General features: G+C 69.5%; 35 protein-coding genes and 1 riboswitch. Of the genes, 14 read left to right on the forward strand and 21 right to left on the reverse strand.

Annotated elements, in window-relative coordinates:
* Nucleotides 1-245: 245 nt before the first annotated feature.
* The gene (locus DMC61_RS19395; protein ID WP_125690491.1) at nt 246-1,070 is read right to left on the reverse strand and encodes an aldo/keto reductase; all 825 of its coding nucleotides are present in this window, start codon (nt 1,068-1,070) and stop codon (nt 246-248) included.
* A gap of 48 nt (nt 1,071-1,118) precedes the next feature.
* Entirely contained in the window at nt 1,119-1,937 is an 819-nt protein-coding gene (locus DMC61_RS19400; RefSeq protein WP_199750039.1) for a helix-turn-helix domain-containing protein, read from the reverse strand.
* Nucleotides 1,938-2,051: 114 nt separating this feature from the next.
* Here DMC61_RS19400 and DMC61_RS19405 point away from each other — a divergent pair, with 114 nt between their 5' ends.
* Nucleotides 2,052-2,414: a nuclear transport factor 2 family protein gene (locus tag DMC61_RS19405; protein WP_125690492.1), complete on the forward strand. Its 363-nt coding sequence runs from the start codon at nt 2,052-2,054 to the stop codon at nt 2,412-2,414.
* Nucleotides 2,415-2,417: 3 nt separating this feature from the next.
* Here the strand turns inward: DMC61_RS19405 and gcvP are convergent, their stop codons facing one another.
* Nucleotides 2,418-5,297 (reverse strand): aminomethyl-transferring glycine dehydrogenase, encoded by a 2,880-nt coding sequence (gene gcvP, locus DMC61_RS19410; RefSeq protein WP_125690493.1) that lies wholly within the window; start codon nt 5,295-5,297, stop codon nt 2,418-2,420.
* A 171-nt stretch (nt 5,298-5,468) separates the two neighbouring features.
* A riboswitch (glycine riboswitch) is annotated at nt 5,469-5,570 on the reverse strand.
* Nucleotides 5,571-5,616: 46 nt separating this feature from the next.
* On the reverse strand, nt 5,617-6,198 hold the full coding sequence (locus DMC61_RS19415) for a MerR family transcriptional regulator (protein ID WP_005150040.1): 582 nt from the start codon (nt 6,196-6,198) through the stop codon (nt 5,617-5,619).
* 267 nt (nt 6,199-6,465) lie between these two features.
* Here DMC61_RS19415 and DMC61_RS19420 point away from each other — a divergent pair, with 267 nt between their 5' ends.
* Nucleotides 6,466-7,110 carry a TetR/AcrR family transcriptional regulator gene (locus tag DMC61_RS19420; protein WP_199750040.1) on the forward strand — a complete coding sequence of 215 codons (645 nt, stop codon included), beginning with the start codon at nt 6,466-6,468 and terminating at the stop codon, nt 7,108-7,110.
* Nucleotides 7,111-7,188: 78 nt separating this feature from the next.
* Here the strand turns inward: DMC61_RS19420 and DMC61_RS19425 are convergent, their stop codons facing one another.
* From DMC61_RS19425 to DMC61_RS19455, 7 genes are all read right to left on the reverse strand, one after another.
* A complete protein-coding gene (locus DMC61_RS19425) occupies nt 7,189-7,662 on the reverse strand; it encodes a bifunctional nuclease family protein (protein ID WP_005150031.1) in 474 nt (157 codons plus the stop codon).
* Nucleotides 7,663-7,882: 220 nt separating this feature from the next.
* The gene (locus DMC61_RS19430; protein WP_043848101.1) at nt 7,883-8,644 is read right to left on the reverse strand and encodes a MerR family transcriptional regulator; all 762 of its coding nucleotides are present in this window, start codon (nt 8,642-8,644) and stop codon (nt 7,883-7,885) included.
* Nucleotides 8,641-9,108, reverse strand: coding sequence for a glycogen accumulation regulator GarA (gene garA, locus DMC61_RS19435; protein WP_016334077.1), 468 nt, complete (start codon nt 9,106-9,108; stop codon nt 8,641-8,643). Before garA ends, DMC61_RS19430 begins: the two co-directional genes overlap by 4 nt.
* Nucleotides 9,109-9,233: 125 nt before the next feature.
* Entirely contained in the window at nt 9,234-9,617 is a 384-nt protein-coding gene (gene gcvH / locus DMC61_RS19440; protein WP_005150021.1) for a glycine cleavage system protein GcvH, read from the reverse strand.
* Between the two features lie 63 nt (nt 9,618-9,680).
* Entirely contained in the window at nt 9,681-10,292 is a 612-nt protein-coding gene (locus DMC61_RS19445) for a CDP-alcohol phosphatidyltransferase family protein (RefSeq protein ID WP_125690494.1), read from the reverse strand.
* 37 nt (nt 10,293-10,329) lie between these two features.
* On the reverse strand, nt 10,330-10,563 hold the full coding sequence (locus DMC61_RS19450; RefSeq protein ID WP_016334075.1) for a hypothetical protein: 234 nt from the start codon (nt 10,561-10,563) through the stop codon (nt 10,330-10,332).
* Between the two features lie 238 nt (nt 10,564-10,801).
* Nucleotides 10,802-11,098, reverse strand: coding sequence for a hypothetical protein (locus tag DMC61_RS19455; protein ID WP_233594866.1), 297 nt, complete (start codon nt 11,096-11,098; stop codon nt 10,802-10,804).
* Between the two features lie 34 nt (nt 11,099-11,132).
* Here DMC61_RS19455 and DMC61_RS19460 point away from each other — a divergent pair, with 34 nt between their 5' ends.
* Both DMC61_RS19460 and DMC61_RS19465 read left to right on the forward strand, forming a co-directional pair.
* Entirely contained in the window at nt 11,133-11,381 is a 249-nt protein-coding gene (locus DMC61_RS19460; RefSeq protein ID WP_016334073.1) for a hypothetical protein, read from the forward strand.
* A gap of 23 nt (nt 11,382-11,404) precedes the next feature.
* Nucleotides 11,405-11,782, forward strand: coding sequence for a hypothetical protein (locus tag DMC61_RS19465; protein WP_016334072.1), 378 nt, complete (start codon nt 11,405-11,407; stop codon nt 11,780-11,782).
* Between the two features lie 15 nt (nt 11,783-11,797).
* Here the strand turns inward: DMC61_RS19465 and DMC61_RS19470 are convergent, their stop codons facing one another.
* Entirely contained in the window at nt 11,798-12,178 is a 381-nt protein-coding gene (locus DMC61_RS19470; protein ID WP_125690931.1) for a hypothetical protein, read from the reverse strand.
* Nucleotides 12,179-12,328: 150 nt separating this feature from the next.
* Between DMC61_RS19470 and DMC61_RS19475 the strand changes: the two genes are divergently transcribed.
* From DMC61_RS19475 to DMC61_RS19490, 4 genes are read left to right on the forward strand one after another with little or no spacing between them, the layout of a single operon-like run.
* Nucleotides 12,329-13,297 (forward strand): adenylate cyclase, encoded by a 969-nt coding sequence (locus tag DMC61_RS19475; RefSeq protein WP_125690496.1) that lies wholly within the window; start codon nt 12,329-12,331, stop codon nt 13,295-13,297.
* A 2-nt stretch (nt 13,298-13,299) separates the two neighbouring features.
* Nucleotides 13,300-14,274, forward strand: coding sequence for a hypothetical protein (locus DMC61_RS19480; protein WP_125690497.1), 975 nt, complete (start codon nt 13,300-13,302; stop codon nt 14,272-14,274).
* Complete coding sequence (locus DMC61_RS19485) at nt 14,271-15,464, forward strand: adenylosuccinate synthetase (protein WP_125690498.1); 1,194 nt, start codon at nt 14,271-14,273, stop codon at nt 15,462-15,464. Before DMC61_RS19480 ends, DMC61_RS19485 begins: the two co-directional genes overlap by 4 nt.
* Nucleotides 15,461-16,093 carry an NUDIX domain-containing protein gene (locus DMC61_RS19490; RefSeq protein ID WP_016334067.1) on the forward strand — a complete coding sequence of 211 codons (633 nt, stop codon included), beginning with the start codon at nt 15,461-15,463 and terminating at the stop codon, nt 16,091-16,093. Before DMC61_RS19485 ends, DMC61_RS19490 begins: the two co-directional genes overlap by 4 nt.
* 1 nt (nt 16,094) lies before the next feature.
* Here DMC61_RS19490 and DMC61_RS19495 read toward each other — a convergent pair whose 3' ends face one another.
* From DMC61_RS19495 to DMC61_RS19505, 3 genes are all read right to left on the reverse strand, one after another.
* Nucleotides 16,095-16,853 carry a D-Ala-D-Ala carboxypeptidase family metallohydrolase gene (locus DMC61_RS19495; RefSeq protein ID WP_125690499.1) on the reverse strand — a complete coding sequence of 253 codons (759 nt, stop codon included), beginning with the start codon at nt 16,851-16,853 and terminating at the stop codon, nt 16,095-16,097.
* Between the two features lie 260 nt (nt 16,854-17,113).
* Nucleotides 17,114-18,817, reverse strand: coding sequence for an AMP-binding protein (locus DMC61_RS19500; protein WP_125690500.1), 1,704 nt, complete (start codon nt 18,815-18,817; stop codon nt 17,114-17,116).
* A 40-nt stretch (nt 18,818-18,857) separates the two neighbouring features.
* Nucleotides 18,858-19,700 (reverse strand): crotonase/enoyl-CoA hydratase family protein, encoded by an 843-nt coding sequence (locus tag DMC61_RS19505; protein WP_125690501.1) that lies wholly within the window; start codon nt 19,698-19,700, stop codon nt 18,858-18,860.
* A 128-nt stretch (nt 19,701-19,828) separates the two neighbouring features.
* On the opposite strand from DMC61_RS19505, the gene DMC61_RS19510 reads away from it, so the two are divergent.
* Nucleotides 19,829-20,716 (forward strand): alpha/beta fold hydrolase, encoded by an 888-nt coding sequence (locus DMC61_RS19510; RefSeq protein ID WP_199750041.1) that lies wholly within the window; start codon nt 19,829-19,831, stop codon nt 20,714-20,716.
* Nucleotides 20,706-21,266: a GNAT family N-acetyltransferase gene (locus DMC61_RS19515; protein ID WP_125690502.1), complete on the forward strand. Its 561-nt coding sequence runs from the start codon at nt 20,706-20,708 to the stop codon at nt 21,264-21,266. The genes DMC61_RS19510 and DMC61_RS19515 overlap by 11 nt, the downstream gene beginning before the upstream one ends.
* On the opposite strand, the gene cobA is transcribed toward DMC61_RS19515, so the two are convergent.
* From cobA to rpmB, 6 genes are all read right to left on the reverse strand, one after another.
* The gene (cobA, locus tag DMC61_RS19520) at nt 21,254-22,471 is read right to left on the reverse strand and encodes a uroporphyrinogen-III C-methyltransferase (protein WP_125690503.1); all 1,218 of its coding nucleotides are present in this window, start codon (nt 22,469-22,471) and stop codon (nt 21,254-21,256) included. The two genes, DMC61_RS19515 and cobA, sit on opposite strands and share 13 nt — an antisense overlap.
* A gap of 54 nt (nt 22,472-22,525) precedes the next feature.
* Nucleotides 22,526-22,933, reverse strand: coding sequence for an ankyrin repeat domain-containing protein (locus DMC61_RS19525; RefSeq protein ID WP_125690504.1), 408 nt, complete (start codon nt 22,931-22,933; stop codon nt 22,526-22,528).
* A gap of 63 nt (nt 22,934-22,996) precedes the next feature.
* Nucleotides 22,997-23,245 (reverse strand): 30S ribosomal protein S18, encoded by a 249-nt coding sequence (gene rpsR / locus DMC61_RS19530; protein ID WP_016334059.1) that lies wholly within the window; start codon nt 23,243-23,245, stop codon nt 22,997-22,999.
* Nucleotides 23,242-23,547 carry a 30S ribosomal protein S14 gene (gene rpsN / locus DMC61_RS19535; RefSeq protein WP_016334058.1) on the reverse strand — a complete coding sequence of 102 codons (306 nt, stop codon included), beginning with the start codon at nt 23,545-23,547 and terminating at the stop codon, nt 23,242-23,244. Before rpsN ends, rpsR begins: the two co-directional genes overlap by 4 nt.
* Nucleotides 23,547-23,714 (reverse strand): 50S ribosomal protein L33, encoded by a 168-nt coding sequence (rpmG, locus tag DMC61_RS19540; protein ID WP_016334057.1) that lies wholly within the window; start codon nt 23,712-23,714, stop codon nt 23,547-23,549. The genes rpsN and rpmG overlap by 1 nt, the downstream gene beginning before the upstream one ends.
* A complete protein-coding gene (gene rpmB, locus DMC61_RS19545) occupies nt 23,714-23,950 on the reverse strand; it encodes a 50S ribosomal protein L28 (protein WP_005149951.1) in 237 nt (78 codons plus the stop codon). Before rpmB ends, rpmG begins: the two co-directional genes overlap by 1 nt.
* A gap of 84 nt (nt 23,951-24,034) precedes the next feature.
* Here rpmB and mrf point away from each other — a divergent pair, with 84 nt between their 5' ends.
* The 4 genes from mrf to DMC61_RS19565 are packed head-to-tail and all read left to right on the forward strand — an operon-like array spanning nt 24,035 to nt 26,770.
* On the forward strand, nt 24,035-25,288 hold the full coding sequence (mrf, locus tag DMC61_RS19550; protein WP_125690505.1) for a ribosome hibernation factor-recruiting GTPase MRF: 1,254 nt from the start codon (nt 24,035-24,037) through the stop codon (nt 25,286-25,288).
* Complete coding sequence (locus tag DMC61_RS19555; protein ID WP_016334055.1) at nt 25,285-25,542, forward strand: type B 50S ribosomal protein L31; 258 nt, start codon at nt 25,285-25,287, stop codon at nt 25,540-25,542. Before mrf ends, DMC61_RS19555 begins: the two co-directional genes overlap by 4 nt.
* On the forward strand, nt 25,542-25,700 hold the full coding sequence (gene rpmF / locus DMC61_RS19560; protein WP_016334054.1) for a 50S ribosomal protein L32: 159 nt from the start codon (nt 25,542-25,544) through the stop codon (nt 25,698-25,700). The genes DMC61_RS19555 and rpmF overlap by 1 nt, the downstream gene beginning before the upstream one ends.
* Nucleotides 25,697-26,770 carry a GTP-binding protein gene (locus DMC61_RS19565; protein ID WP_125690506.1) on the forward strand — a complete coding sequence of 358 codons (1,074 nt, stop codon included), beginning with the start codon at nt 25,697-25,699 and terminating at the stop codon, nt 26,768-26,770. Before rpmF ends, DMC61_RS19565 begins: the two co-directional genes overlap by 4 nt.
* The last annotated feature ends 54 nt before the right edge of the window (nt 26,771-26,824 follow it).

Below are 26,824 nucleotides of genomic sequence, written 5' to 3' on the forward strand. Positions count from 1 at the left end.
ACTCCACCAGCTCCACCGCATCCCGACGGAACTGCTCCGGATACTTCGACGAACGCGACACCAAGACATCCTCCCTCCAGACCCCTGTCTGGAATCAAGATGTCCGGCCCCAAGGGGCAACCCCACGTGTTCCGCCCCTAAGCACGCGATATCCGCCTTCAATCACGCGAAATCCGGCTTCGATCACGTGAGTGCGGTGCCACGTCCTCGTGAGTGGTGAGGACGGTTAGAACCGTCCTTAACACTCACGAGGAGAAGGTGTCCGGGTCCGGGCCGGTGCGCGTCCCGTCGTCGAACTCGGCGAGCGCAGCGAGATCGTCTTCGGCGAGTTCGAAGTCGAAGACGTCGAAGTTCTCGCGGATCCGGGACGGGGTCACGGATTTCGGGATCGCGACGGTGCCGAGCTGCAGATGCCAGCGCAGCACGAGCTGCGCCGGGCTCTTGCCGTATTTGGCGGCGAGGGCGGTCAGCGTCGCGTCCGAGAGCAGGGATCCCTGCGCGAGCGGGCTCCACGCCTCGGTGACGATGTCGTGCTCGGCGTGGAACTCCCGCAAAGCCTTCTGCTGAAGCCGGGGGTGCAGCTCGACCTGGTTGACCGCGGGCACGATCCCCGTCTCGTCGAACAGCCGCCGCAGATGCGGGACGTGGAAGTTCGACACCCCGATGGCCCGCGCCCGGCCGTCCGCGTAGAGCTTTTCCAGCGCCCGCCAGGTTTCGACGTACTTCCCGCGGGCGGGCATCGGCCAGTGGATCAGGTACAGGTCGACGTGGTCCAGCCCGAGCTCCGCGAGGCTCGCGTCGAACGCCCGCAGCGCCTCGTCGTAACCGTGGCCCGGATTCGGCAGCTTCGTGGTGATGAACAGGTCGTCGCGGGGCACTCCCGCCGAGCGGATCGCCTCGCCGACCCCGGCTTCGTTCCGGTACGACGCGGCGGTGTCGATGCTGCGGTACCCGGCCTCGATGGCGGTCCGGACGACCTTGGCCGTATCGGCCGCGGGCACCTGCCAGACGCCGAAACCGAGCTGGGGGATGGCTACCTCGTTGTTCAGGACGACGGAAGGCACGGCCATGGAAGGGAAATCCTCACTGGGGTCTGCGGCAGGGCTTCTTGCCCCGCATCATTCCATCCCGCGCGCGGCGTACGCGCGCAAATACTCCGCCGTGTCCGCGTCGGCCGGGAAGAAGGACTCGATCACCAGCTCGGCGACCGTGACGTCCAGCGGCGTCCCGAAGGTGGAGACCGTGCTGAAGAAGGTGAGTTCGGCCTCCTCGTGCCGCAGTTTCAGCGGGACGAAGATGTCACCCGGTCCGGGGACCTCCACCTCGGGAACGGGATCCGCGCACGGATAGGTGAGCAGTTCCTCCAGCAGCTCGGTCAGCATCGGGTCGGCGGTCTGGATCACCTGCCGCCGCAGCCTGCCGAGCAGATGGGCACGCCACTCCCCCAGGTTCAGCACGTACGGCGCCATCCCGTCCGGATGCAGTGTCACCCGCAGGACGTTGACCGGCGGCGTCAGCAAGGCCGGCGAGACCAGGCCGGTCATGAGCGAGATGCTCGCGTTGGCGTCGACCAGGTTCCACCAGCGGTCGACGACGGCGGCTGGGTACGGCTCGTGGCCGGTCATCAGCTGGCGCACCGCCTTGCGGACGGCCGCCAGCTCCGGGGCGGCGAGACCGGTTTCGGCGTACGCGGGCGCGTACCCCGCGGCCAGCAGCAGCTGATTGCGTTCCCGCAAGGGCACCTCCAGATGTTCGCCGAGCCGCAGCACCATCTCGCGGCTGGGCTTGGACCGGCCGGTTTCGACGAAGCTCAGGTGCCGGGTGGAGATGTCCGCCGAAATGGCGAGATCCAGCTGGCTGATCCGGCGGCGGTCACGCCATTCACGGAGGAGTTCCCCGACGGGGCGGCCCGCGCTCACTGTGGTCGTCACGATCACGAACCTACGGCCCCGGGTGCCGCACCGCCATTACCTCCCGCGTAATCGACGGGACCCGCCCCCGGCCGACAGAGTTGCGGCATCGGTTATCCCACAACGAAACGAGGAGACACCATGTCGGACATCCAGCGCGTCGCCGAGCAGTACATCGCCGTGTGGAACGAAACCGACGCGGACAAGCGCCGCGCCCTGATCGCCGAAGTCTTCACCGAGGACGCCGCCTACACCGACCCGCTCGGCGCCGTCACCGGCCACGACGGTGTCGACGGCTTCATCGCCGGCGCGCAGGCCCAGTTCGCGGGACTGAAGTTCAGCCTGCCCGCGGCGCCCGACGCGCACCACGACATCGCGCGGTTCCAGTGGTACCTCGGCCCGGAGGGCGCGGAGGAGCCGCTGGCGATCGGTTTCGACGTCATCACCGTCGAAGGCGGACGGATCAAGCAGGTGCTGGGCTTTCTCGACAAGATGCCCGGCTGACGATCACGCGAAGGCCTCCGGCGGCGGACAGGAGCAGACGAGGTTGCGGTCACCCGCGGCCCCGTCGATCCGCCGCACCGGGGGCCAGATCTTCGACGCGGTGAACCCGGCCGGGAACACTGCGATCTCCCTGCTGTACGGGCGATCCCACTCGCCCGCGAGACAACGCGCGGTGTGCGGGGCGTTCCGCAGCGGACTGCCCTCCAGCGGCCACTCCCCCGCGGCGACCTTCTCGATCTCGCCGCGGATCGCGATCATCGCGTCGCAGAACCGGTCGAGTTCGCCGAGATCCTCGCTCTCGGTGGGCTCGACCATGAGCGTTCCCGCGACCGGGAAGGACATCGTCGGCGCGTGGAGCCCGTAGTCGGCCAGCCGCTTGGCGACGTCGTCCACGGTGACGCCGGTCCGTTTGGTGAGCGCGCGGAGATCGAGGATGCATTCGTGCGCGACCAGGCCGTCGTGCCCGGAGTACAGCACCGGGTAGTGCGCGGCGAGACGCTTGGCGACGTAATTGGCGTTCGCGACCGCGGTCAGCGTCGCCCGCTTCAGGCCTTCCGCGCCCATCATCCGGACGTAGGCCCAGGAGATGGGGAGGATCGACGCGCTCCCCCACGGCGCGGCGCTGATCGGCCCCACCCCGGTGGCGGGGCCCGCGTCCGGCTGCAGCGGGTGGTTCGGCAGGTACGGCGCCAGATGCGCGCGGACCCCGATCGGGCCGATGCCCGGTCCGCCGCCACCGTGCGGGATGCAGAAGGTCTTGTGCAGATTGAGATGCGAGACGTCCGCGCCGAACTTCCCGTACTGCGCCACCCCGATCAGGGCGTTCAGGTTCGCGCCGTCGACGTACACCTGGCCGCCCGCGTCGTGCACCAGCGCGCAGACCTCTCGGACGGTGTCCTCGTACACACCGTGCGTGGAGGGGTAGGTGATCATGATCGCGGCGAGGTCGTCCGCGTGCTCGTCCACAGTGGACTTGAGGTGTCCGAGGTCGATATTGCCTTCGTCGTCGCATTTCACGACGACCACCCGCATCCCGGCCATGACCGCGCTGGCCGCGTTCGTCCCGTGCGCGCTGGACGGGATCAGGCAGATGTTACGCGCGGCGTTCCCCTGCTCGCGGTGATACGCGCGAATCGCCAGGAGACCGGCGAACTCACCCTGGCTTCCGGCGTTCGGCTGCAGGGAGACCGCGTCGTAGCCGGTGATCCCGGCGAGCCATCGCTCCAGATCCTTGACGACGGTGAGCAGACCGCCCGCGTCCTCGGCGGGCGCGAACGGATGCAGCCCGGCGAACTCGGGCCACGTGATCGGCTCCATCTCGGCCGTGGCGTTGAGCTTCATCGTGCACGAGCCCAGCGGGATCATGCTCCGGTCGAGCGCGACGTCCTTGTCGGACAACGCCCTCAGGTACCGCAGCAGCGCCGTCTCCGAGCGGTGCGCGTGGAAGACCGGATGGGTCAGGTAGTCGCTGGTGCGGCGCAGATCCGGCGGGAAGCCGTCCGCGGTGTCCGCGTCGAGCGAGTCCACATCGGACACCGCGACCCCGAACGCCTTCCACACCAGGGAAAGATGCTCACGGGTGGTCGTCTCGTCACAGGCGACGGCGACGTGGTCGGAGTCCACGAGCCTCAGGTTGACCCCGAGTTCCCGTGCCGTGCCGACGATCCCCGCCGCTCGACCCGGGACGGAAACCGTGACCGTGTCGAAGAACTCGCAGTGCACGACGTCGACACCGCTTTCGGCGAGGCCAGCCGCGAGCACCGTGGCCATCCGGTGCGCGCGGTTCGCGATGGCGCGCAGCCCTTCCGGGCCGTGGTACACCGCGTACATCGACGCGATGACCGCCAGGAGCACCTGCGCGGTGCAGATGTTGCTCGTCGCCTTCTCGCGGCGGATGTGCTGTTCACGGGTCTGCAACGCGAGCCGGTACGCGGGCGCGCCGTCGGCGTCCTTCGACACCCCGACCAGCCGGCCGGGCAGTTGCCGTTCGAGCCCCTGCCGGACGGCGAGGTACGCCGCGTGCGGCCCGCCGAAGCCCATCGGGACGCCGAAGCGCTGCGTCGATCCGATCGCGACGTCGGCGCCGAGTTCACCGGGCGGCCGCAGCAGGGTCAGCGCGAGCGGATCCGCGGCCATCACCACGGCCGCGCCCAGCGCCTTGACCTCGGCGATGGTGTGCTCCCATTCGCGGACGACCCCCGAAGCGCCCGGATACGACAGCAGCACGCCGAAGAAGTCGCCGCCGAGCCCGAGTCCGGTGATGCCCTGGGACAGGTCCGCGGTCACCAGGTCGATGCCGAGCGGTTCGGCGCGCGTGCGCAGCACCTCGATCGTCTGCGGAAGGGTGTCCTCGTCGACCACGAACCGGTTCGACTTCGCCTTGCCCGCCCGGCGGACCAGGGTCATCGCCTCGGCCGCGGCGGTCGCCTCGTCCAGCATCGACGCGTTGGCGATCGGCAGGCCGGTCAGGTCGGCGACCATGGTCTGGAAGTTGAGCAGCGCTTCGAGGCGCCCTTGCGAGATCTCCGGCTGATACGGCGTGTACGCGGTGTACCAGGCAGGGCTCTCCAGCACGGCGCGGCGGATCACCGGCGGGGTCACGGTGTCGTGGTAGCCGAGGCCGATCATCTGGACCATCGGCCGGTTGCGCGCGGCCAGCGCGCGGAGTTCGGCGAGCGCGCCGGTCTCGGTGGCGGGCGGCGGCAGGTCGGGCGGGGTCGCGGACTCCCGCAGCGACGCGGGGACGGCCCGCTCGGCGAGCTCTTCGAGGGAGGCGACGCCGACGACGTCGAGGATGCGCGCGAGCTCTTCGGCACCGGGGCCGATGTGCCGGTCCGCGAAGGGGGTTCCGGATTCGAGAGCGGCCAGTGACACGGGCTCCATCGGGGACCTCCCAAGACGCGGGGGTGGGGCCGGGACGGATTGTCCTGGCCCTCCCCACTCTGTCCGTACCCCCGAGGGGGCGCCTGAGAGTTTCGCCCGAGTGTTGAGCCGGGCTTGCACCGTCGGCGGGGCCGCCAGGCTGTGACCTGGCGAACCACTTTCCAGAGGCGTCTCTTCCGCGCGGTCCAGGGTGCCTGAGAGGTTCCGGGGAGGACTTGCTCCTTCGGCGCCGAGCTCAACGGTTATCGACTCGGTCTCTCCCGCGCGGATTCGTCGACCGCGGAAGTGAGCCTACCCTGCCGCTCCCGCGGCCTCATGATCAGCCGGTGCGACGCGCGTTACGGCGCTGCGTGAGCTCGTCCGGCGTGACCGTTTCGATCACGCCGCCGTCGGCCCGTTCGGCCGGGAACTCGTGGATGGTGCCGCTGATCTCCTGCATCGCGCCGCTGACGGCGATCCCGAAGACACCCTGCCCGCCCTGGAGTAAATCGACGATCTCTTCGGGCGAGGTGCACTCGTAGACGGTGGTGCCGTCCGAGAAAAGGGTGACCTTGGCGAGGTCGCGGACGCCACGCAGGCGCAGGTGGTCGACGGCGACGCGGATGTTCTGCAGGGAGACGCCGGTGTCCAGCAGCCGCTTGACCACCTTCAGGACGAGGATGTCCTTGAACGAGTAGAGCCGCTGCGAGCCGGAACCGTGCGCCGTGCGGATACTCGGCGCGACCAGCTTCGTGCGGGCCCAGTAGTCGAGCTGCCGGTACGTGATCCCGGCGATCTGGCAGGCGGCGGGGCCGCGGTAGCCGACGAGTTCGTCCGGGAGGGAAGAGTCGGGGAACAGCTCGCCCTGCTCGCCGTCAGCGACCGGAACGAGCGGCTCTTGAGGGCTACCAGCCTCGACCACGCCATGCCTCCCCTCGCCCGACCTGGCGGCCGGCGAACAAAGCCGCGCGGACCCACGGGAGTCCGCACCGGAGTTCCTCGTCAAGACGAATGCCCCAGACATCCGAATCACACCTTGGCGATTCACCTTCATTGACGGTAAGCGCGTCCGGCAAACCGGTCAACGCGACGCGCGGTCGGCCTCAAGCTCTTCTTGAGGCTTGTCGAGGACAGTCCCCCGTTCGGCCGCATGGTTGCCTGATTTACTCAGCCGTGTTAATTTTTACTCATGCAAGTAAATCCCTCCACCCAGAGTGCCCTGCAAGAGGTCCAGGCGGAGCTGGGGCTGTCGGTCACCGAGGCGGCCCGGCGGGCCCAGATCGTCGGGGCCGCGATCGCGACGATCGCCGACTTCGGCTATCACAAGACGTCGTTCGCGAAAATCAAGGAGCGGGCCGGGCTGTCCAGCACCCGGATCATCTCCTACCACTTCACCAACAAGGCCGGCCTGATGCAGGCCGTGGTCACCACCGCGACCGGGATGAAGGACAAGTTCCTCGAAGACCGCATCGAGGGCAAGACCGACCGTGCCGGGCTGCTGCGCGGCTACATCGAGGCGGAGATCGCCTTCCTCGGCTCGTACCCGGAACTGGTGCGGGTCATGGTCGAGATGGCGTCCAGCGGCTCGGACGCCGAGGGCTGGTTCATGTCGGCGCCGCTCGTCGAGGAGTTCCGGACCGGGCGGCTCGAACGCCAGCTGCGCCAGGGCCAGCAGGAAGGCGCTTTCGGCGACTTCGCGGCGGACGTGATGGCGTTGTCGATCGCGCAGGCCATCGACGGCGTCGCGGCGAAGTTCGCGGCCGATCCGAAGCTGGACCTGGAGCGGTACGGCCGTGAGCTGGCCGACCTGTTCCTCAAGGCGACCGCGGCCTGATCCGCATTCAGAGGACTAAACGCGCATGAAGAAGGGGCGGCACCAGCAGGCGCCGCCCCTTCGGTCAAGTTCCCGGGATCAGGTGTCCGCGCCGCGGAAGTCCTCCGGCGAGACCGAGTCGAGGAACTCGCGGAACTTCTCGACCTCGTCCTCCTGCTCGTCGGGGATGATGAGGCCCGCTTCCTCCAGCACCGCGTCGACGGCGTGGATGGGCACCCCCACCCGCAGTGCCAGCGCCACCGAATCGCTCGGCCGCGCCGAAACCCGGATGTCCCCGTCGAAGACCAGTTCCGCGAAGAACGTGCCTTCCTTCAGGTCGGTGATCACGACCTGTTCCAGCTCACGGCCCAGCGCGCCGATGACCTCCTTGAGCAGGTCATGGGTCAGCGGACGGGCCGGGCGGACTCCCTGCTGCTCCAAGGCGATGGCGGTGGCCTCGACCGAGCCGATCCAGATCGGCAGGTAACGCTCGCCTTCGGTTTCCCGCAGCAACAAGATCGGCTGATTCGCGGGCAGCTCCACCCGCACGCCGACGACGCGCATCTCGCTCATCGGGCTTCGCCTCCCTCTCGTGCGCACGGGCCGCAACGCTTGTCTCGACGACCAAGCGACGGTAGTCCCGACGCTACCCGTCTTCCGAGCGCTGTGCTCGCTGTCTCCGACATTCTCGGTTCGCCCGTGGCAAACCCGACTCTCACGGTACGGCATAGGGTGCCGAACATTCAGGCATTGACAAGTGGCCCCACAACGGCTCCCGGCCCCGTGGAACCGTTCAACCGCCCGTGACAGCCCGTATTCCGGCCTTCACCAAGAGCGTGTGCAACGCCACGGTCAAGGCCGCGAGCTCCCGGACGACCTCGTCGCCCCTCGCTTTGGCGTCCTCGTCACGATGCCGATACACCGGGGTCACGATCTGCTCCAGCAGGCCGACCTCGCGGTCGGCCGCCGCCCGGAAGGCACGCAGATGTCTCGGCTCGATACCGAATTCGGTCATCGCCTTCACGGTCTTGGCCACGAGGACCGCGTCGGGGTCGAAGAACCCCGCCGCACCTGGGCGCACCAGACCGTATTGCCGCAGCTCAGCCAGGGTGGCGGCGTCGATGCCGGCCTGGCGGAGCAGATCTTCCTCGGTCAGCCTGATCTCGCGATCGGTCTCGAAGTCCCCGGGGGACGGCAGTCCGCCGTTCTCCCCCGGGGCTTCGAGCGAAACGAGTTTCCGCGGCAGCCTCGGCATCGCCGCTTCCGGCGCGGCACCCCGATCCGCCGCGTCCAGCTGTTCCTTGATGACCTTCAGCGGCAGGTAGTGATCCCGCTGGGCGGACAGGACGAACCGCAACCGCTCCACGTCCGCCGGAGCGAACTGCCGGTACCCCGACGGGGTCCGGCCCGGCTGGACCAGACCCTCCGCCTCGAGGAACCGGATCTTGGAGATGGTGACATCGGGGAAGTCGCCGCGCAGCTGTGCCAGCACGGCCCCGATGCTCAACCCATCGCGCTGCGACGCATCCCGATCAGGCCGCCCGGCCGCCGTCACCGTGCCCCCTGGCCCCCGGATCCCGGGCCGGTCAGGAAGACCAGGCGGAACTTGCCGATCTGCACCTCGTCGCCACCGGCGAGGACGGCCTGGTCGACCGGCTCGCGGTTGACGTAGGTGCCGTTGAGGCTGCCGACGTCGATGACGACGAACTCGCCGCCCTCACGGCGGAACTCGGCGTGCCGCCGGGAGACCGTGACGTCGTCGAGGAAGATGTCGCTGTCCGGGTGCCGCCCCGCGCTGGTGGTGTCGCGGTCCAGCAAGAAGCGCGAACCCGCGTTCGGGCCCCGCTTGACGACCAGCAGCGCGGAACCCGCGGGCAGCGCGTCCACACCCTGGACGGGGGCCTCGGCAGCCGGAGGAGCCTCAGTGCCTTCGACGTCGGCCAGGAAGTCGGCCCGGAAGACAGAAGTCCGCTCCGGAGACTGCTCCGGGGGAACGCCGGGCCCGTCGTTCGTGCTCACCTGAGCTCTCCTAACGCATGTGTGTTGCCACTACTCAAGAACGTGTGGAGGTCAAACGTACCGTGCCTGATCGAATCTCCGGCCCGCGGCTCCCCCTTGTCCTCCCGAAGGGCCACGGCCTGCGGCTATTCCTTGATCAGCGCCTGGTACGCCTCGGCCTCCAGCAGGGATTCCACCGAGCTCGCGTCGTCGAGACGGAGCTCGATCAGCCAGCCCTCGCCGTACGGGTCGCTGTTGATCAGCTCGGGCGATTCGGTCACCGCGTCGTTGACCGCGACCACCTCGCCGTCGAGCGGGGCGAACAGCTCCGAGACGCTCTTGGTCGATTCGACCTCGCCGAACGCGTCACCCGAACCGACCTGCTTGCCGACCTCGGGCAGTTCGACGAACACGACGTCACCGAGCTGGTCCTGGGCGTACTCCGTGATGCCCACGCGCACGAGCCCGCCGTCGCGCACGGAGACCCACTCGTGCTCCTCGGTGTACCGCAGTTCTTCTGGAGTGGACAACGCCGCTCCCCTTTCTGATGCCCTCACTCGAAACCGACGCGCGCAGTTTCGCATCCCGCCGGGTCACGCGCCCGGCGCCTCCCGCAAGGCGCGCACGGTCTGGACGATGTACAGCACGCCCGAATAGACGTACAGGACCGCACCCCACGCCGTGAAGGCGTAACCGATCGGCCGGGCGATCGCGGCGATGTCGGAGCCGCCCTGGGTGAGCAGCAGGAACGGGAAGGCGTACATCAGCACGAAGGTGGCGCCCTTGCCGATGTAGGTGACCTCCGGCGGGGCGAACCCCCGGCGGCGCAGCAGCAGGACGCAGACGCCGAGGACGGCCTCCCGCACGACCAGCGGGACCACCAGCCACCACGGGATGATGTCGCGGATCAGGAAGGCGACGAGGGTCGCGAGGATGTAGAGCCGGTCGGCGGCGGGGTCGAGCAGCTGGCCGAGCCGCGACATCTGGTTGAGCCAGCGGGCGAGTTTGCCGTCGAGCCAGTCGGTGAGCGCGCTGAACACGAGCAGCGCGAGCGCCCAGCCGTCCTCCTTCGGGCCGAGGAGCAGCCACAGGAAGACCGGCACCCCGGCGAGCCGGAGGATCGAAAGCATGTTGGGGACGTTCAAGGCCTGCCGCAGCAGGGAAGGCTCTTCGCTGGTCACGCTCGGTTCGGGGGGCGTACTCACCCGCTCAGCCTAGCCAGCGGCGGCAGGTCCTTCCGCGTCAGCTGGCCCGGGTGTGCGTCCAGCCGCGGCGTTGCAGGTCCGCGCTGGTCAGCGCCACGGGCCTGCCTCGGTGGTCGGTGCCCATCCAGCGATGGTGGCCCGCCGAGTTCTCCAGGACGTACGGGCGGCCGCCACACCAGACGACGGTGCACGGGGCCGTCGGGGGAAGCTCCGTGCTCGCCGGTGCGGTGGCCTGGGGTGACGCGGGGTCGGTCTGTTCGTCGGTCTTCATCGCTCTCACGGTTTCGGTGACGGGGACTGGGACACGCCGGAGCGCTACTTGTCTTTTCGGCAGAACGGGGCCGCGCGTTAACGGCTCGGCGCCGGATTCGTCCGATCGGTTCGCGACGACAGCAGGGTGTTGCCGCGCCGTGAACGGCATATTAATTGTCCACAGTGGACAGTGATCGGGCGGTCCTCGCGTATCGCGGCGGCGCGGTCGCGATAGCCTCCCGCGAATCGAACGTGGCTCAATGCCACGACATCGGGCCCGGCCGGGTCAGAATGGGCCGGCCACGACCGGCCGACGAAAGGATCGCCTTGCCCGTCTCGACGACCACGGGAACGTGGCGGCGCCTGATCGCGGTCTGTGCCGTCGCCGGAACGCTCGCCGCCTGTTCGGGCGAAGCTCCGCCACCGCCAGTCACTTCGATGTCGGTCTCACCGCCTTCACTCTCGTTGAGCGCCTCCCCCGTGTCGGTGCCGCCGATCCCGTCCCAAACCGCGCCGAGTCCGTCCGCCGCCCCGACTTCCGCCCCCGCACCCAAACCCGCTGAACCGGTACAGGGTTCCTGCGGAACGGTGACCGCGGCGAGCGGGCTGACCCTGCAGGTGCTCAACGGGCCGGGCGTCTCGTGCGCGGACGCGACCGGGATCGTCGATTCGTTCCACAAGAGGATCGCCGGACGTCAGTCCGCGGGCTCGGACGAGCCGGTCAGCGAGACCGTGGACGGCTGGCTGTGCGTCTCCGGCGCTCCCGCCGCCCAAGGCGGCACCAGTTGCAGCAAGGGCGAGCAGAACGTGTTCGCCGCCGTCGTCCCCGTCGAATGAACCATCCCCGAGAAGAAGGGCCCATGAAGAGTCTCGCCGTGCTTCCCGCCGCGCTCGCCGTCGTCCTGCTGAGCGGTTGCGGCGCCGATCCCGCACCCGCGGCCGCACCGCCGCCGTCCTCCCCCGCTTCCACGCCGGCACCCGCCGGAACACCCTGCGGCGAGATCGCCGGACTTCAAGGCGCGAAGAACAAGGTCGTGGCACGCGGGAAAACCGACTGCGGCGAAGCGACACAGGTGCTCACGGACTACTTCGCCAAGCTGACACCCGCCGAAGCGGCGTCGCCGCAAGGCCCCGGGCCGGTGGTGATCGGTGCCTGGACCTGTGGCAGTGGGCCGAACGATCCGGTGACGAGCTGTTCGACCGAGGACGACCGGCAGATCGACGCCACCCGGAGCTGAGCACGGCCGGCGGCGTCACTTCGCGCGACGCCGCCGGTACAGGACGCCTAGCCCGATCAGCATTCCGAGCAGGACCAAGCCGACGAGCGCGACGACCACCAGGCTCAAGACCCGCGAAGTCTTCGACCGGTAGGCGAATCCGTCACCGGCGAAGATCCTGTCGCCCTCCGCGACCCTCTCACCGTCGATCCTCCCGTGACCGGTTCGCCCGTCGTCGAATCGCCACCCGGCCGAGCAATAGGGGAAGGTGCCGCTCATCGGCGGCCCCTCCTCGACGCATCCGGAGACGGCGGTGACCGTGACGTCCTCTCCGGTGTCCAGCTCGCGCACGCGGTCGCCGAGGGCTCCCCCGGTCACCCACAACAGGAAAACGAGCGGGATCCCGCCCAGCAGCATCAGCAAGAGAAACCTGGAAGTCCCCGGTTCACCTGACAAGAAAGTCCCTTCTTCCCGACCCTTCCAGGCTATTCGCCGAGGCGACGGAGTGATACGGGATTTGTACCCACCCCCTTGCCAGGCGAAGTAAGAGTCGTCTAGACTCAAACTATGCTCACCAGGGAAGACGCCATGAAGGCGGTCGAGGACGCGGCCGGCCCGGCCGCGCTGTTCGCCCGCCATCGCTACCGCGAACTGGCGGCCGTGCTCCACCCCGACCGCAATCCCGGCGACGCGCGGGCCCACCGCGCGGCGGCCATGCTCAACCGCCTCCACGACGAGTGGAAACGGTCCCGGCGTCAGACGGTCACCACGGCCACGTCGGCGTACACGCTCGTCGCTCCCCACGCGGTCGGCAGTGTCGCCACGACCTACCGGACCACCGGCCCGCATCTGGTCAAACTCGTCCGCGATCCGGCGCTCAACCCGCTGATCCACGCCGAATGGGAGGCGTTGCGCGCGCTCGACGGCTTCACCGAGCGGCACCGGTGGCTGCGCCCCTATTACCCGCGACTGCTCGACACGTCGGGGCCGGTCGCGAGGGGCGATCGGGCGTTCAGCGTCCTCGATCCGCTCGTCGACGGCTTCCTCACCCTCGCCGACATCGGGAAGGCCTTCCCCGGCGGGCTCGACGGCCGCGACTACGCCTGGATGCACCGTCGCCTCCTGCGTGCCATGGCAGGCGCGCACCGGGCGGGCGTCGTCCACGGCCACCTGACCGCGGACAACGTGCTCGTTCATCCGGCACAGCACGGCATCGTCGTCGCCGGATGGTCCTTCGCCGTCGAAGACGGTGCGCTTCCGCTGGCGGCCGACAAATCCGTCCACTACCCACCGGAAGTCCACAAAGGACTGCCGATGACCGCGGCCACCGACGTCCACATGCTCCACAGCTTGATGCTGGAACTGCTGGCACCGGACGAAATCCGCCAACGCCGGTTCGCCGAGGGATGCCTCCAGGACATCCCGGCACACCGACCCGAGGCCGTCGATCTGCTCGACGAGTACGACGAACTGCTCGCCGACCTGTACGGCCCCCGCACCTTCCGACCGTTCATCATCCCCGAGACAGGAGCCTGACCATGGGACACGGACACTGGGACGACAACGCCTACGCCGCCGCGAAGACCTTCCGGAAGGCCAAGGGCGAGGACGACTTCGGCTACACCGCCGATCTCCGCTCCAAGCCCGCGAAGGAATGGAAGGTCGCACCCGCGCTGGACCCGCTGAACGCCGTGCGGGAATGCCGGGATTCGGCCGACCACACCGATTCGACGCCGATCGCGGTGCTGTTCGACGTCACCGGGTCGATGCGCCGGGTGCCGCGGATCATGCAGGGCAAGCTCGGCAAGCTGCACGGCCTGCTGAAGCGCCGGGGCTACCTGGCCGACCCGCAGGTGCTGTTCGGCGCGATCGGCGACGCCGACAGCGACCGGGTTCCCTTGCAGGTCGGGCAGTTCGAATCGGACAACCGGATGGACGAGCAGCTGCGCACGATCTTCCTCGAAGGCGGGGGCGGCGGGCAGAAGAGCGAGTCCTACGAGCTGGCCGCGTACTTCATGGCGCGGCACGTCGTGACCGACGCCTGGCAGAACCGCGGCCGCAAGGGCTATCTGTTCATCATCGGCGACGAGCTGAACAAGCCCGCGCTGGAGGCCCGCCACATCCGCCGCGTGATCGGGGACGACGTGCGGGAGGACATCGACCCGGCCTCGGTGTACCGGGAGCTGGCCCGCAAGTGGCACGTGTACTTCGTGCTGCCGAACCAGTCTTCGTACTACAACGACCCGCAGATCGGTGAGCACTGGAGCGATCTGCTCGGCCAGAACTTCCTGAAGCTGGACGACCCGGGCGCGGTGTGCGAACTGATCGCCGCCACCATCGGGCTGGAAGAGCGGGTGGTCGACGTCGACCGCGCGCTCGCCGACCTCGCGGACGTCGGCTCGGTCGCCGAAAGCAAGGCGGTCGGCAAGGCGCTGGCGAGGCTCGGTACCAAATCGGTCGTCACGTCGGCGGTGCCCGACGCCGACGGGCCGAGCGACGTGGTGCTGCGATGAGTCTGCTGGACGGTCACGTGGTGGTGGTCGGGCTCGGCTTCGGCGACGAAGGCAAGGGCGCGGTGATCGACGCGCTCTGCGCCGCCCGGCCCACCACCGCGGTGGTCCGCTTCAACGGGGGCGCGCAGGCCGCGCACAACGTCGTCGTGGACGGGCGGCACCACACCTTCAGCCAGTTCGGGGCGGGCACGTTCGCCGGCGTGCCCACCCATCTGTCGCGGTTCGTGCTCGTCGAGCCGTTCGCGCTGGCCGCGGAAGCCCGGCGGCTCGAAGCGGTCGGCGTCCGGAATCCGCTCTCGCTGCTGAGTGTGGACGGCCGGGCTCTGCTCACGACGCCGTTCCACATCCACGCCAACCGGGCCAGGGAGGAGGCCCGTGGCGTGAACCGGCACGGTTCGTGCGGCAAGGGCATCGGCGAGACCGTCTGGTACTCGCTGTTGCCCGGGGCCTCCCCGGGGGACGTCGTGGAGAGCCAGGAGGTGATCGGGACGCCGGGGGAAGCGCCGACGGTCGCCGACTGCGCCCGGCCGTCGGTGTTGCGGCGCAAGCTGGACGCGCTCGCGCGGTTCTACGCGCCGCTCGCCACGCCACCGCACAGCGTGGACGAACTGGTGGCGCTGTACCGCGATTTCGCGGACGCGGTGCGGATCACCGACGGGGACGAAACGGGGCGGCTGGCGGATTCCGGGCGGCTGGTGTTCGAGGGAGCGCAGGGGGCTCTCCTCGACCAGTACCACGGGTTCCATCCGCATACGACCTGGTCGACGACCACGCCGCACAACGCCCGCGCCCTGTTGGGCGGGCGTCCGCACACCGTCGTGGGGGTGACGCGGACGTACCTCACCCGGCACGGCGCGGGACCGCTGCCGACCGAGTCCGCCGCCGTGCTCGCCCGCTTTCCCGAGGCGCACAACGAAACCGGCGAGTTCCAGGGCGCGTGGCGGGCGGGCCATCTCGACGCGGCCCTGCTGGACTACGCGATCGCGGCCTGCGACGGCGTGGACGCGCTCGCGGTGACCCACCTCGACGCGACCGGGCTGAAGGTCGTGCCCCGGGACGGTTCGGCCGCCGTCGATCTGCCGGATCCGCTGGCGTGGTTCGGCGCGCGGCTGCCGGTGGCCGTCATGGGGTACGGCCCGGACAGGGCGGGTTACCGGGTCGCGGAGGCAAGGTCGACAATCAACGCGTGATCGATTCGACGCCGGTGTCCGTTGACGTGCTCGTGGTGCGGTTCGCCCCCGGCACCCGGAACGTGCTGCTGGGAATCGCGCCGCGGGCGGCCGAGCCCTTCGAGGGGGAGCTCGCCCTGCCCGGGGTGCTGCTGGGGCTCGGTGAACGGTTGCGGGAGGCGGCGAGCCGGGCGGTGGTCGGCAAACTCGGCCTCCCGCCCGACGCGGTCTCGGCGACGGGACAGCTCGCCACCTTCGACGAGCCGAACCGCGATCCCCGAGGTCCCACGCTCTCCATCGCCTTGTGGGCCACGGTGAGTCCCGCGCTCGACGATCCGGGGAACGTCGTCTGGGTGCCGCTGGACGAGGTCCCGCCGCTGGCGTTCGACCACGACCGGATCGTCGCGGACTGCCGCCCGATGCTGGCCGAACGGCTGTGGCGGGACGTCGCCTTCACCGCCGGGCTGCTGGGCCCGATCTTCACCACGGCACAGGCGTTGGACGCCACCGAAGCGCTGACCGGGGACCGCCCCTATCCGGCCAACCTCGGCCGGACGATGGAGCGGGTCCCCGGTTTGCGGCGTACCACCGAACACGCGGCCGCCCTCCCCAAGGGAGGACGGCCGCCGTCGCTGTGGCGCTGGGAGTGACTCAGATCCCGCAGGAGGACGCCGACCAGAACCGCGTCGACCGGTGTGCCACGTGCGTGTGATCGTTGTGGCCGGGGTAGCCCGGCCCGAGGATCTCCGCGAACCCGTGGTTACGGGCCTGCTTCGCCAGCCCGCAGAAACCCTGTGAGCCGGCACCGAGATCGACGGCGTCACCGTAGAGATGACGGCTGTTGGTCGCGCCGCCGACCGCGTTGTTGCAGGCGACGCTGCGGAAACCGCCGTTGACGTCGATCGGCCGGTCGCCCATGGCGTGCCGCATCGCCTGCAGCTTCCACATCGAGACCAGCGCGTTGGCCTTCGCCGTCGCCGGCGGGACGTTGCCGCCCGACCAGTCGGAGTTGCACCGGTTCAGTTCCGCGTAGGTGAAGTTGATCGGCGTGCAGTCGTCGTCCTGCAACGCGTAGAGCTTCGAGAACGTGGCCGGACCGGCGATGCCGTCCGCCCCCAGCCCGTACGCCTGCTGGAAACGGGTGACCGCGGCCTTGGTCCCCGCGCCGAACTGGCCGTCGAGGGCGAGCACGCCGCCGTAACCGGGGTACCCGGCCACGCGGATCTGCAGCTGCCGGACGTCCTCACCGGACGCGCCTTCCGACAACGTGCGTCCCCAGGAGTAGCAGGCGTCGGCGACGGACACATCGCCCGCCGTCACCGGACCTGGATCGGCGGCGGCCGGGGTGGCCACCGCGGTACCGAGCCCCGCCACCAGGGCGAGCATCGGCAGGAGGAAACGAATGCGCATGACAGGAACACCTTTCAAAGCAGGGAAGGTGAGACCCGTGACCCCCACGGGTTGTCAACGATTCACTGCCGAGGATGCTAACGCGGTTCCGGTTACCGCGCTGTGGGTCGTTCGACCCACACGCCCGAACCCGGAACTCGCGTGATTGGAGACGTGACTCGCGTGATTGGAGCCGGAACGCGCCGGATCACGCGAGTTCCGCCCCCGATCACGCGAGTTCCGTGTCCAATCACGCGAGTTCGGAGTTCAGGCCCCTGTCATCAGCCCTTCAGCTGCGGGAAGTCCTCCTCGCGGAACTCCCCCGCCGGGCGCCCGTCGGCCTCGTTCTCGCGGCCGCGCAGTTCGACGCGCCGGATCTTGCCGGAGATCGTCTTGGGCAGTTCGGTGAACTCCAGCCGCCGGATTCGCTTGTACGGGGCCAAATGTTCCCGGCAGAAGGCCAGGATGGACACCGCGGTGTCGGCCGTCGGTTCATGTCCGTTCGTCAGGACGACATACGCCTTCGGTACCGCCAGGCGGATCGGGTCCGGCGCCGGGACGACCGCCGCTTCGGCGACCGCTTCGTGTTCCAGCAGGACACTTTCCAGCTCGAACGGCGAGATCCGGTAGTCCGACGCCTTGAAGACGTCGTCCGTCCGGCCCACGTAGGTGATGTAGCCGCGTTCGTCGATCGAACCGACGTCGCCGGTGTGGTAGAAGCCGTTCGCGAAGGCCGCGGCGGAGCGTTCCTCGTCGTCGGCGTATCCGGCCATCAGCCCCACCGGCCGCTTGCCGAGGTCGAGGCAGATCTCGCCCTCCTGCGCGCGCTCCCCGGTCACGGGGTCCACGAGTGCCACGGTGAAGCCCGGCAGCGGGCGGCCCATCGACCCCGGCACGACGTCCTGTCCGGGGGTGTTGGCGATCTGGACGCTGCTCTCCGTCTGCCCGAAACCGTCCCGAATCGTGACACCCCAAGCCTTTTCGACCTGGTCGATCACCTCGGGGTTGAGCGGCTCGCCCGCGCCGACCACCTTGCGCGGCGGGGTCTTCAGCACGGTCAGATCCGCTTGGATGAGCATCCGCCACACCGTCGGCGGGGCGCAGAAACTGGTGATACCGCACCGTTCCATCTGCGCCATCAGCGAGACCGCGTCGAATCGCGCGTAGTTGTAGAGGAACACCGTCGCCTCGGCGTTCCACGGCGCGAAGACGTTGCTCCACGCGTGTTTCGCCCAGCCGGGCGAGGAGATGTTGAGGTGGACGTCGCCCGGTTCGAGACCGATCCAGTACATTGTGGACAGATGGCCGACCGGATACGAGACCTGGGTGTGCTGCACCAGTTTCGGCTTCGCGGTGGTCCCGGAGGTGAAGTACAGCAGGAGCGGGTCTTCCGCCGCCGTCGGGCCGTCGGGCGTGAAGGTGTCGGGTTCCTCGTAGGCGTCCACGAAGGACTTCCAGCCCTCGACCCGCTCACCGACGGCGATACGCGTGTAGTCGCCCTCGACGTTCTCGAACTTGTGCGCGTCGGCGGACCGGATCACGACGTGTTTCGCCGCGCCCCGCTCGACCCGGTCGGTGAGGTCCGCCGGGCCGAGCAGGGTCGAGGCCGGGATGATGACGGCGCCCAATTTGATCGCGGCGAGGATCGTCTGCCACAGCTCGCCCTGGTTGCCCAGCATCAGGATCAGCCGGTCACCCCTGGCCACGCCGAGCGAGCGCAGCCAGTTCGCGACCTGGTTGGACCGCCGCGCCATCTCCGGATAGGTCCAGCGGTTCTCGATGCCGTCCTCTTCGACGATCCACAGCGCGTACCGGTCCTGATTGGCCGGATCCGCCGCGACGACGTCGAACCAGTCCAGCGCCCAGTTGAACTCGGCGGGCCGGGGCCAGGTGAAGTCCCGATAAGCGGTTTCGTAGTCCTCGCGATGGGCCTGCAGATAGTCCCGTGCCTCGCGGAACGTGCGGTATGCCTCCGAAGCGCTCACGATCGTCCTCCTGGTCCGCTGGTTGGGCCGCCGGTTCTTTCTACTCCCCCTTGAACTCGGGCGCGCGGCGCTCGAGGAAGGCCTGGACGGCCTCGCCGAGGTCCTTGCTGGGCAGGAAGGCCGCGTTCCAGGCCGAGACGTAGCGCAGGCCGTCCGCGACCTGACGTTCGGTGTTGGCCGAGAGGACGTTCTTGGTGCCCTGCACGACCAGCGGCGGGTTCGTGGCGATCTCCGCCGCCAGCTTGCGGGCCTCGGCCAGCAGGGTGTCCTGATCCGCGTAGACGTCGTTGACCAGTCCGATCTTCTCCGCGCGGGCGGCGTCGATGTCCTTGCCGGTCAGGGCCAGCTCGCGCAGGTGCCCCTCGCCGATGATCGGCGCGAGCCGCTGGAGGCTGCCGAGGTCGGCCACGATCGCGACCTTGACCTCGCGCACGCTGAACTTCGCGTCGGCGCTCGCCAGCCGGATGTCCGCGGCCGCGATCACGTCGACACCACCGCCGATGCACCAGCCGGAAATGGCCGCGATGACCGGTTTGCGGCATTCCGCGACCGAGGACACGCTCGCCTGGAGGGCCCGGACCTCGTCGAGGAACCGGGTCCGCGGGCCCGCGAGCGCGTCGCCGCCGAGCATTTCGCCCCAGCTGGGCATCATGGCGGGCAGGTCGAGCCCGTAGGAGAAGTGCTTGCCGCTCCCGGTCAGCACGACCGCCCTGACCTGCGGGTCCGCGTCGAGCGCGCGGAAGACGATCGGCAGCTCGCGCCAGAAATCGGGGCCCATCGCGTTGCCCTTGGACGGACCGAGCAGCGTCACTTCGGCGACGTGCCCGTCGATCTCCACCTTGAGCGAAACGAGATCGGGAAGACTGTCAGCTGTAGCGGTCATGAGGTCATCTTGACTCATGTGATTGACAGGCTGCCAACGGCCACTGTGCCCGGCCGCCCCTGAGATGCTTTCCTGGTACCAGCGAGTACTACCGGTGAGTACCGACGATCGACGAAGGACGGTGGGATATGAGCCCGGCCAGCAGCGCCACCGCGGTCGCCGACCTGCCCGCGCCGACCCCCGGGCGGCGGCGGGAACGATCCTCCCGGCCGATCGAACTGTCGGGATCCTTCACCCATGAGGGTCACCGGCTCGCCTACACCGAGTTCGGCTCCGGCGACCGGGTGGTCGTGCTCACCCACGGCATCATGCTGACGCGGCGGATGCACGCCCCGCTCGCCCGCAGGCTGGCCCGCGCCGGATTCCGGGCGGTCACCCTCGACCTGCTCGGGCACGGCGATTCGGACCGGCCCACCGACTCCTGGCTGTACTCGATGCCCGCGTTCGCCGAGCAGACCGTCGCGCTGCTCGACCACCTGGAGATCGACGCCGCCGTCATCGGCGGGACGTCGCTGGGCGCCAACGTCGCGCTCGAAGTCGGCGTCGCCGCGCCGGAGCGCGCGCTCGGCCTGGTCATCGAGATGCCCGTGCTGGACAACGCGATCGTCGCCGGGCTGATCACGTTCGCGCCGCTGCTCATGGCCGCCCGGTTCCTGCCGGTGACCGTGCAGGGCGTGGCGCTGGCGGCGAAACTCGTCCCGCACGGCAACCAGTGGGTCGACGTCGTCACCGACACGCTGTCCCAGCAGCCCGCGCCGATGGCCGCGCTCCTGCACGGCGTGCTCTTCGGCCGGATCGCGCCGCCCAAATCGGTCCGGTGCAAGATCGAGACCCCGGCGCTGGTCATCGGGCACGAGCGAGACCCGATCCACCCCTTCGGCGACGCGGACACGCTGGCCGCGGACATGCCGGCGGCCGAGTTCGTCCAGGCCCGCAGCCCGGTCGAACTCCGCTTCGACCCCACCCGCCTGACCGACACCATCGCCGACTTCTCCGCGCGCTGTCATGACCGTTGAGCCTTCCCCGGCCCGGGACACGGGCGCGGAAGAACTGCGGACCGGGCGGCTGCTCCTGCGCCGCCCGGACCCCGGAGACCTCGACGCGATCTTCGCCCTTCACACCGATCCGGAGGCGTGCGCGCACAACCCTTCGGATCTGCTGGAGACACGCAAGGAAGCGGAGCTGCTGTTGCTCCGCTGGTCGCACCAGTGGAACCGGTACGGCTTCGGGTACTGGACGGTCCGTCGCCACGACTCGGCGGAGCCGCTGGGGTTCTGCGGAATCAAGATCGTCGGCTTCCGGAGCCGCCCGGTGCTGAACCTCTTCTACCGCCTGTTCCCCGCTTCCTGGGGTTCCGGATACGCCGGCGAGGCCGCCACCGCGGCGGTGGACTGGGCCCGGGCCCACCGGCCGGACGACCTCGTGATCGCCCGCGTCCGGCCGGAGAACCTCGCGTCACAGCGGGTGGCGCTGCGGGCCGGGCTGGTCCGCGCGGAGCACCTCGACACCCCCGGCGACGACGGGACCGACTGGTTCTTCGTCTCGGACCCCGGCTACGAAGGCTGAGCCAGCCCCGCCACCGGGCCGAAGACGATCACCGCGGGCGGCCGCACCCCGGCCGTCGCCGCGTCCTCGACCACCTTGTCCAAAGTGGAGCGGAGAACCCGCTGCGTGCGCATGGTGCCGTCCTCGATGATGGCCACCGGCGTGTCACCCGGCCGCCCCGCCTGGAGCGCCTTGGCGAACAGCGGCAACCGCTCGACCCCCATCATCAGCACGATCGTGCCGCGCATCTTCGCCAGCTGATCCCAGTCCACCAGCGACTTCTCGTCGTCCGGCGCGACGTGACCGGACACCACGACGACCTCGTGCGCGACACCGCGGTGGGTCACCGGGACGTCCGCCGCGGCGGGGACGGAGAACGCGCTCGTGATCCCGGGGACCATCGTCACCGGGATGCCCGCTTCGGCGCAGGCGAGGACTTCTTCGAAGCCGCGGCCGAATAGGTACGGATCGCCGCCCTTGAGCCGCACGACGAACTTCCCGGCCTTGGCCCGTTCGATGAGGGTGGAGTTGATCACGTCCTGGCTGGCGGCACGGCCGTACGGGATCTTCGCGGCGTCGACGATCTCGACATGGGGCGCGAGTTCGTCGAGCAGTTCGCGCGGGGCCAGCCGGTCGGCGACGACGACGTCGGCCCTGGCGAGGAGACGGCGGCCGCGGACGGTGATCAGTTCCGGGTCGCCGGGGCCTCCCCCCACGAGGGCGACGCCGGGGAGGTCGTCGTGGGCGTCCGGCACGCGCCCGTCGGCGACGGTGCCGGCCCGGAGGCCGTCGAGGATGCTGTCCCGGACGGTGGCCGACCGCAGCGGCTCACCGCCGGAAAGGACGCCGACCAGGAGCCCGCCGTGCCTGCCGGAGGCCGGGGTGACCGCGCTGCCGAGGTCCCCGTCGTCGGCGCGGACGCAGAACACCCGCGCGCGTTCGGCCTCGGCGCAGACGGCGGCGTTGACCTCGGGGTCGTTCGTGCACGCCAGCGCGTACCAGGCGTCGGTGAGGTCGCCCTCGGTGTAGCGGCGTTCGTGCCAGACGATCTCGCCGGCGTCGGCCATGGCGCTCACCGACGGCGTGGTGTGCGGCGAGACCAGTTCGACCCGCGCGCCGGCACTGATCAGCCGGGGCAGGCGGCGCTGGGCGACCGTCCCGCCACCGATCATCACGACACGACGGCCGGCCAGGTCGAGGCCGGAGAGGTAATGCGGGTCATCCATGCGGGGCAGTGTAAGGATTCAGCGCCCCGGACCGCGATCCGAGTGAGAACCGCCTCAGCTCTCCAGCAGCGCCAGCAGTTCGGTGTTGCCGAACATCCTGGCCGCGTCGATCGCCGACGGCTCCCCCGCCGTCGCGTCCGCGCCGCCCTTGAGGAGCGCCTTCACGACCTCGGGCTCGTTCTTGAAGACCGCGCCGGCGAGCGGGCTCTGGCCGCGGTCGTTCTCGCGGTTCGGGTCGGCGCCGCGCTCGATCAGCGCCGCGACGGTGTCCGCGTGGCCGTGGTAGGCGGCGAGCATGACCAGCGTGTCGCCCCGGTCGTTGGTCAGGTTCGGCGAGATCCCCGCGTCGACGTACACGGCGAGCTCGGCCGTCGCGCCCGAGCGGGCGAAGCCGAACACCTTGGCCCACAACTCCAGCAGTTCGGGATCGAATTCCTCGGCCTGTCCGGGGTTCTCCGTCATGGGGCCGATTCTCCCACAGGGCCGCGGTCCGGGCGGCGCGTCGCACCACCCGGACCGGCGGCGTCAGCGTCCCGCGTTGGGGTAGGGCAGCAGCGCCATCTCGCGGGCGTTCTTGATCGCCGTGGCGACCTGTTTCTGCTGCTGGGGCGTCAGCCCGGTGACCCGGCGGGCGCGGATCTTGCCGCGGTCGGAGATGAACTTCCGCAGCAGATCGGCGTCCTTCCAGTCCACCTCGGTGATCTTGTTGGCGTGCAACAGGTTCGTCTTGCGCTTGTACGGACGGTCGCGGTTCGGCTTGCCCATCGCGCTCACCAGCTCGACTTCGTGACGCCGGGCAGTTCGCCGTTGTGCGCCATCTGCCGCATCCGGACGCGTGAGAGCCCGAACTTCCGCAGGTAACCGCGAGGACGGCCGTCGGCGGCGTCGCGATTGCGGATCCGGGTCGCGCTGGCGTCCCGCGGCATCGCCTGCAGGGCCGACACGGCGGCCGCCTTCTCCTCCGGCGACGCGGAGGGCGAGGCGATGGTGGCCTTCAGCTCGCGACGACGTTCGACGTAGCGGGCGGCGACGACCTTGCGCTGCTCGTTCTTGGCGATCTTCGACTTCTTGGCCATCAGCGCTCCTCCTTGAACTCGACGTGCTTGCGCGCGATCGGGTCGTACTTGCGCAGCACCATGCGGTCCGGGTCGTTCCGGCGGTTCTTCTTGGTGACGTAGGTGTAGCCGGTGCCGGCGGTCGAGCGGAGCTTGATGATCGGCCGGATGTCGGTGCTCTTGGCCATCAGAGCTTCACCCCTTTCGCGCGGAGCTCGGCGACGACGGCCTCGATCCCCCGCTTGTCGATGGTCTTCATGCCCTTGACCGAGACCCGCAGCCGGACCCAGCGCCCTTCGCTCGGCACGAAGTACCGCTTGGCCTGCAGGTTCGGCTCCCAGCGCCGGGACGTGCGCCGATGCGAATGCGACACCTGCTTCCCATAACCCGGTTTGCGGCCGGTGACCTGGCACACGGCGGACATATACCCTCCCAAGTTGATATCGGTTGTCGTTTTCATTTACTCTACACAGCCGAACCCGAACGCCCTCGACGCCCCGGAGCTTCAGTGACCGACAACCCCCGCGTGCCCCTCGTCCTGATCAGTGGCCTCGCACCGGGACCGAACGCCGACCTCGCCGAGCGGCTGCGCCTCGCCGAACCCGGCACCGCCGTCGTGCATCACGACCTGAGGCAGATTCACTCCGGTGTGGTCCGGCGGCGCATCCGGCTCGCCGACCGCGACCAGCTGACGGTTCTCGAACTGGCGCACGGCTGCGTCTCGTGCACCCTGCGCGAAGACCTGTTGCCGTTGCTGCGCAAGCTCTCCCGGATGCCGCAGGTGCGGCGGATCGTGGTGCGGCTCGACGAGGCGATGGAGCCCGAGCCGGTCAGCTGGGCGCTGCACAACGTCCTCGTCGGCGAGCGGCCGGTGATCGAGGACGTCGACCTGCGTGCCGTGCTGACGGTCGTCGACTGCGCGGGCTGGCTGGCCGACAGCACCGGCGACGACACGCTGGCCGAGCGGAACCTGCTCGCCAGCCCCGAGGACGAGCGCACCGTCGCGCAGGTCGCGCTGTCCCAGGTCGAGTTCGCCGATCTGCTCGTCCTCGCCGGAGCGGCGACCGACGCGTGGTCCGCGGCGAAGGCCTCGGCCGTGCTCGACCGGGTCGCGCCGTCGATCCCCCGCGTCGAACTGTCCTCAGTGGACGGGAAGACCGTGCTCGACGCCGTCCCCGCCGACGCCCGGCGCGGCGAGGTCACCGACATGCACGGACCGTTGTTGCGCGGCCAGCCGCCGTTGCACACCGACTGCGGGATCGGGCTGCTCACCTTCACCTCACAGCGCCCGTTCCACCCGGAACGCCTCCACGACGCGATCGACGTCCTGCTCGACGGCGTCGTCCGCACCCGGGGACGGCTCTGGGTGGCGAGCCAGCCGGACATGGCGCTGTGGATCGAATCCGCGGGCGGCGGCCTCGGCGTCGGGCACGCCGGGCCGTGGCTCGCCGCACCGGACGGCCCGGACTGGGCCGCCGTCTCCCCCGAACGCCGCACCCTCGCGTCCCTGCGCTGGGACCCGCTGTTCGGCGACCGCGCGCAGGAACTGGTCGTCGTCACCGATCAGGCCACCCCCGACGAGATCGAAGCCGCCCTGAACGGGGCGCTGCTGACCGAGGAGGAACTCGCCGCCGGCGAGCAGGAATGGCTCCGCTATCCGGATCCGTTCGGCGAGTGGCACGAAGAACCGTGCGAGGACACGGAAACCGACCCCGAGAAGCACGACGTGAACGCGTCGAACCGAAAGGACGAAACGCAGTGAAACCGGGTATCCACCCCGACTACCACCCTGTGGTGTTCAAGGACCTCTCCACCGGGGACGCCTTCCTGACCCGCTCCACCGCCACCTCGGAGCAGACCATCGAGTGGACCGACGGCAACACCTATCCGCTGGTGAACGTCGAGATCAGCTCGTGGTCGCATCCGTTCTGGACCGGCAACCAGCGGATCATGGACAGCGCCGGACAGGTCGAGAAGTTCCACCGCCGCTACGGCCGTCGCGGAGGGTCGAAGTAATGGCCGTCCCGAAGCGGAAGATGTCGCGCAGCAACACCCGGTCCCGGCGTTCGCAGTGGAAGGCGGCCGTGCCGGATCTGGTGCCGATCAAGGTGAACGGCGAAACGAAACTCGTGCCGCGCAAGCTGATGAAGCATTTTCACGAAGGTGGGAAGTGACGACGCCGGTCACGGTGCTGTCCGGGTTCCTCGGTGCGGGCAAGACGACCGTGCTCAACCACGTCCTCGCCAACCGCGACGGGCTGCGGGTGGCGGTGATCGTGAACGACATGAGCGAGGTCAACATCGACGCCGCGCTGGTGCGGGACGGGAACAGCCTGTCCCGCACCGAGGAACGGCTCGTCGAGATGACCAACGGCTGCATCTGCTGCACCCTGCGCGACGATCTCCTGGAGGAGGTCTCGCGGCTGGGCGAGGACGGCCGGTTCGACTACCTGCTCATCGAATCGAGCGGGATCTCCGAGCCGATGCCGGTGGCGGCGACGTTCTCGTTCCTGGACTCCGCACGGCTCGACACCATGGTGACCGTGGTCGACGCGGTGAACTTCGAGCGGGAACTGGCCGCCGGGGACGGGCTGACCGAACGCGGGCTGGACCAGTACGACGGGGACGAGCGGACGGTCAGCGACCTGCTGATGGACCAGATCGAGTTCGCGGACGTCCTCCTGCTGAACAAGGCGGACCTGGTCCCGGCTCCCTCCCTCGACCGGCTGACGGCGGTGCTGCGGCGGCTCAACCCGGCCGCCGAGGTCGTCGTTTCGACGCACGGCCGCGTCCCGCTCGACCGGGTGCTCGGCACCGGGCGCTACGACGTCGAGCAGGCGCAGGAAGCACCCGGGTGGGTGGCGGAGCTCAACGGTGATCACGTGCCGGAGACCGAGGAGTACGGGATCTCCAGCGTCGTGTTCCGTGCCTCGCTCGCTTTCGATCCGGAACGGCTGTGGGATTTCGTCGGGCGGCTCGACACCGGAGAGTTCGGGACGGTCCTGCGGTCGAAGGGATTCTTCTCGCTGGCGTCACGGCCAGGGGTGACCGGGCTGTGGTCGCAGGCCGGTTCGGTCGCCCGGTTCGAGCCGCAGGGGGTCGAGGAGGCGCCGCGGCAGGAACTCGTGTTCATCGGCGTGGGGCTGGAGAAGGACGCGCTGCTGGACTCGCTTCAGGCCTGTCTGGCGGGCGGCCCGGCGGGCGCGGATCCGTTCCCGGAGTGGGAAGCGGTACACGTCCACTGAAGTACGCCTCGTGAGTGAGGCCGGTTCTGCTGCCGGCGGTGTGTCGCGAAAGCC

Origin of the sequence: Amycolatopsis sp. WAC 04169 (genome assembly GCF_003947535.1) — a bacterium.
Lineage (GTDB): Bacteria > Actinomycetota > Actinomycetes > Mycobacteriales > Pseudonocardiaceae > Amycolatopsis > Amycolatopsis keratiniphila.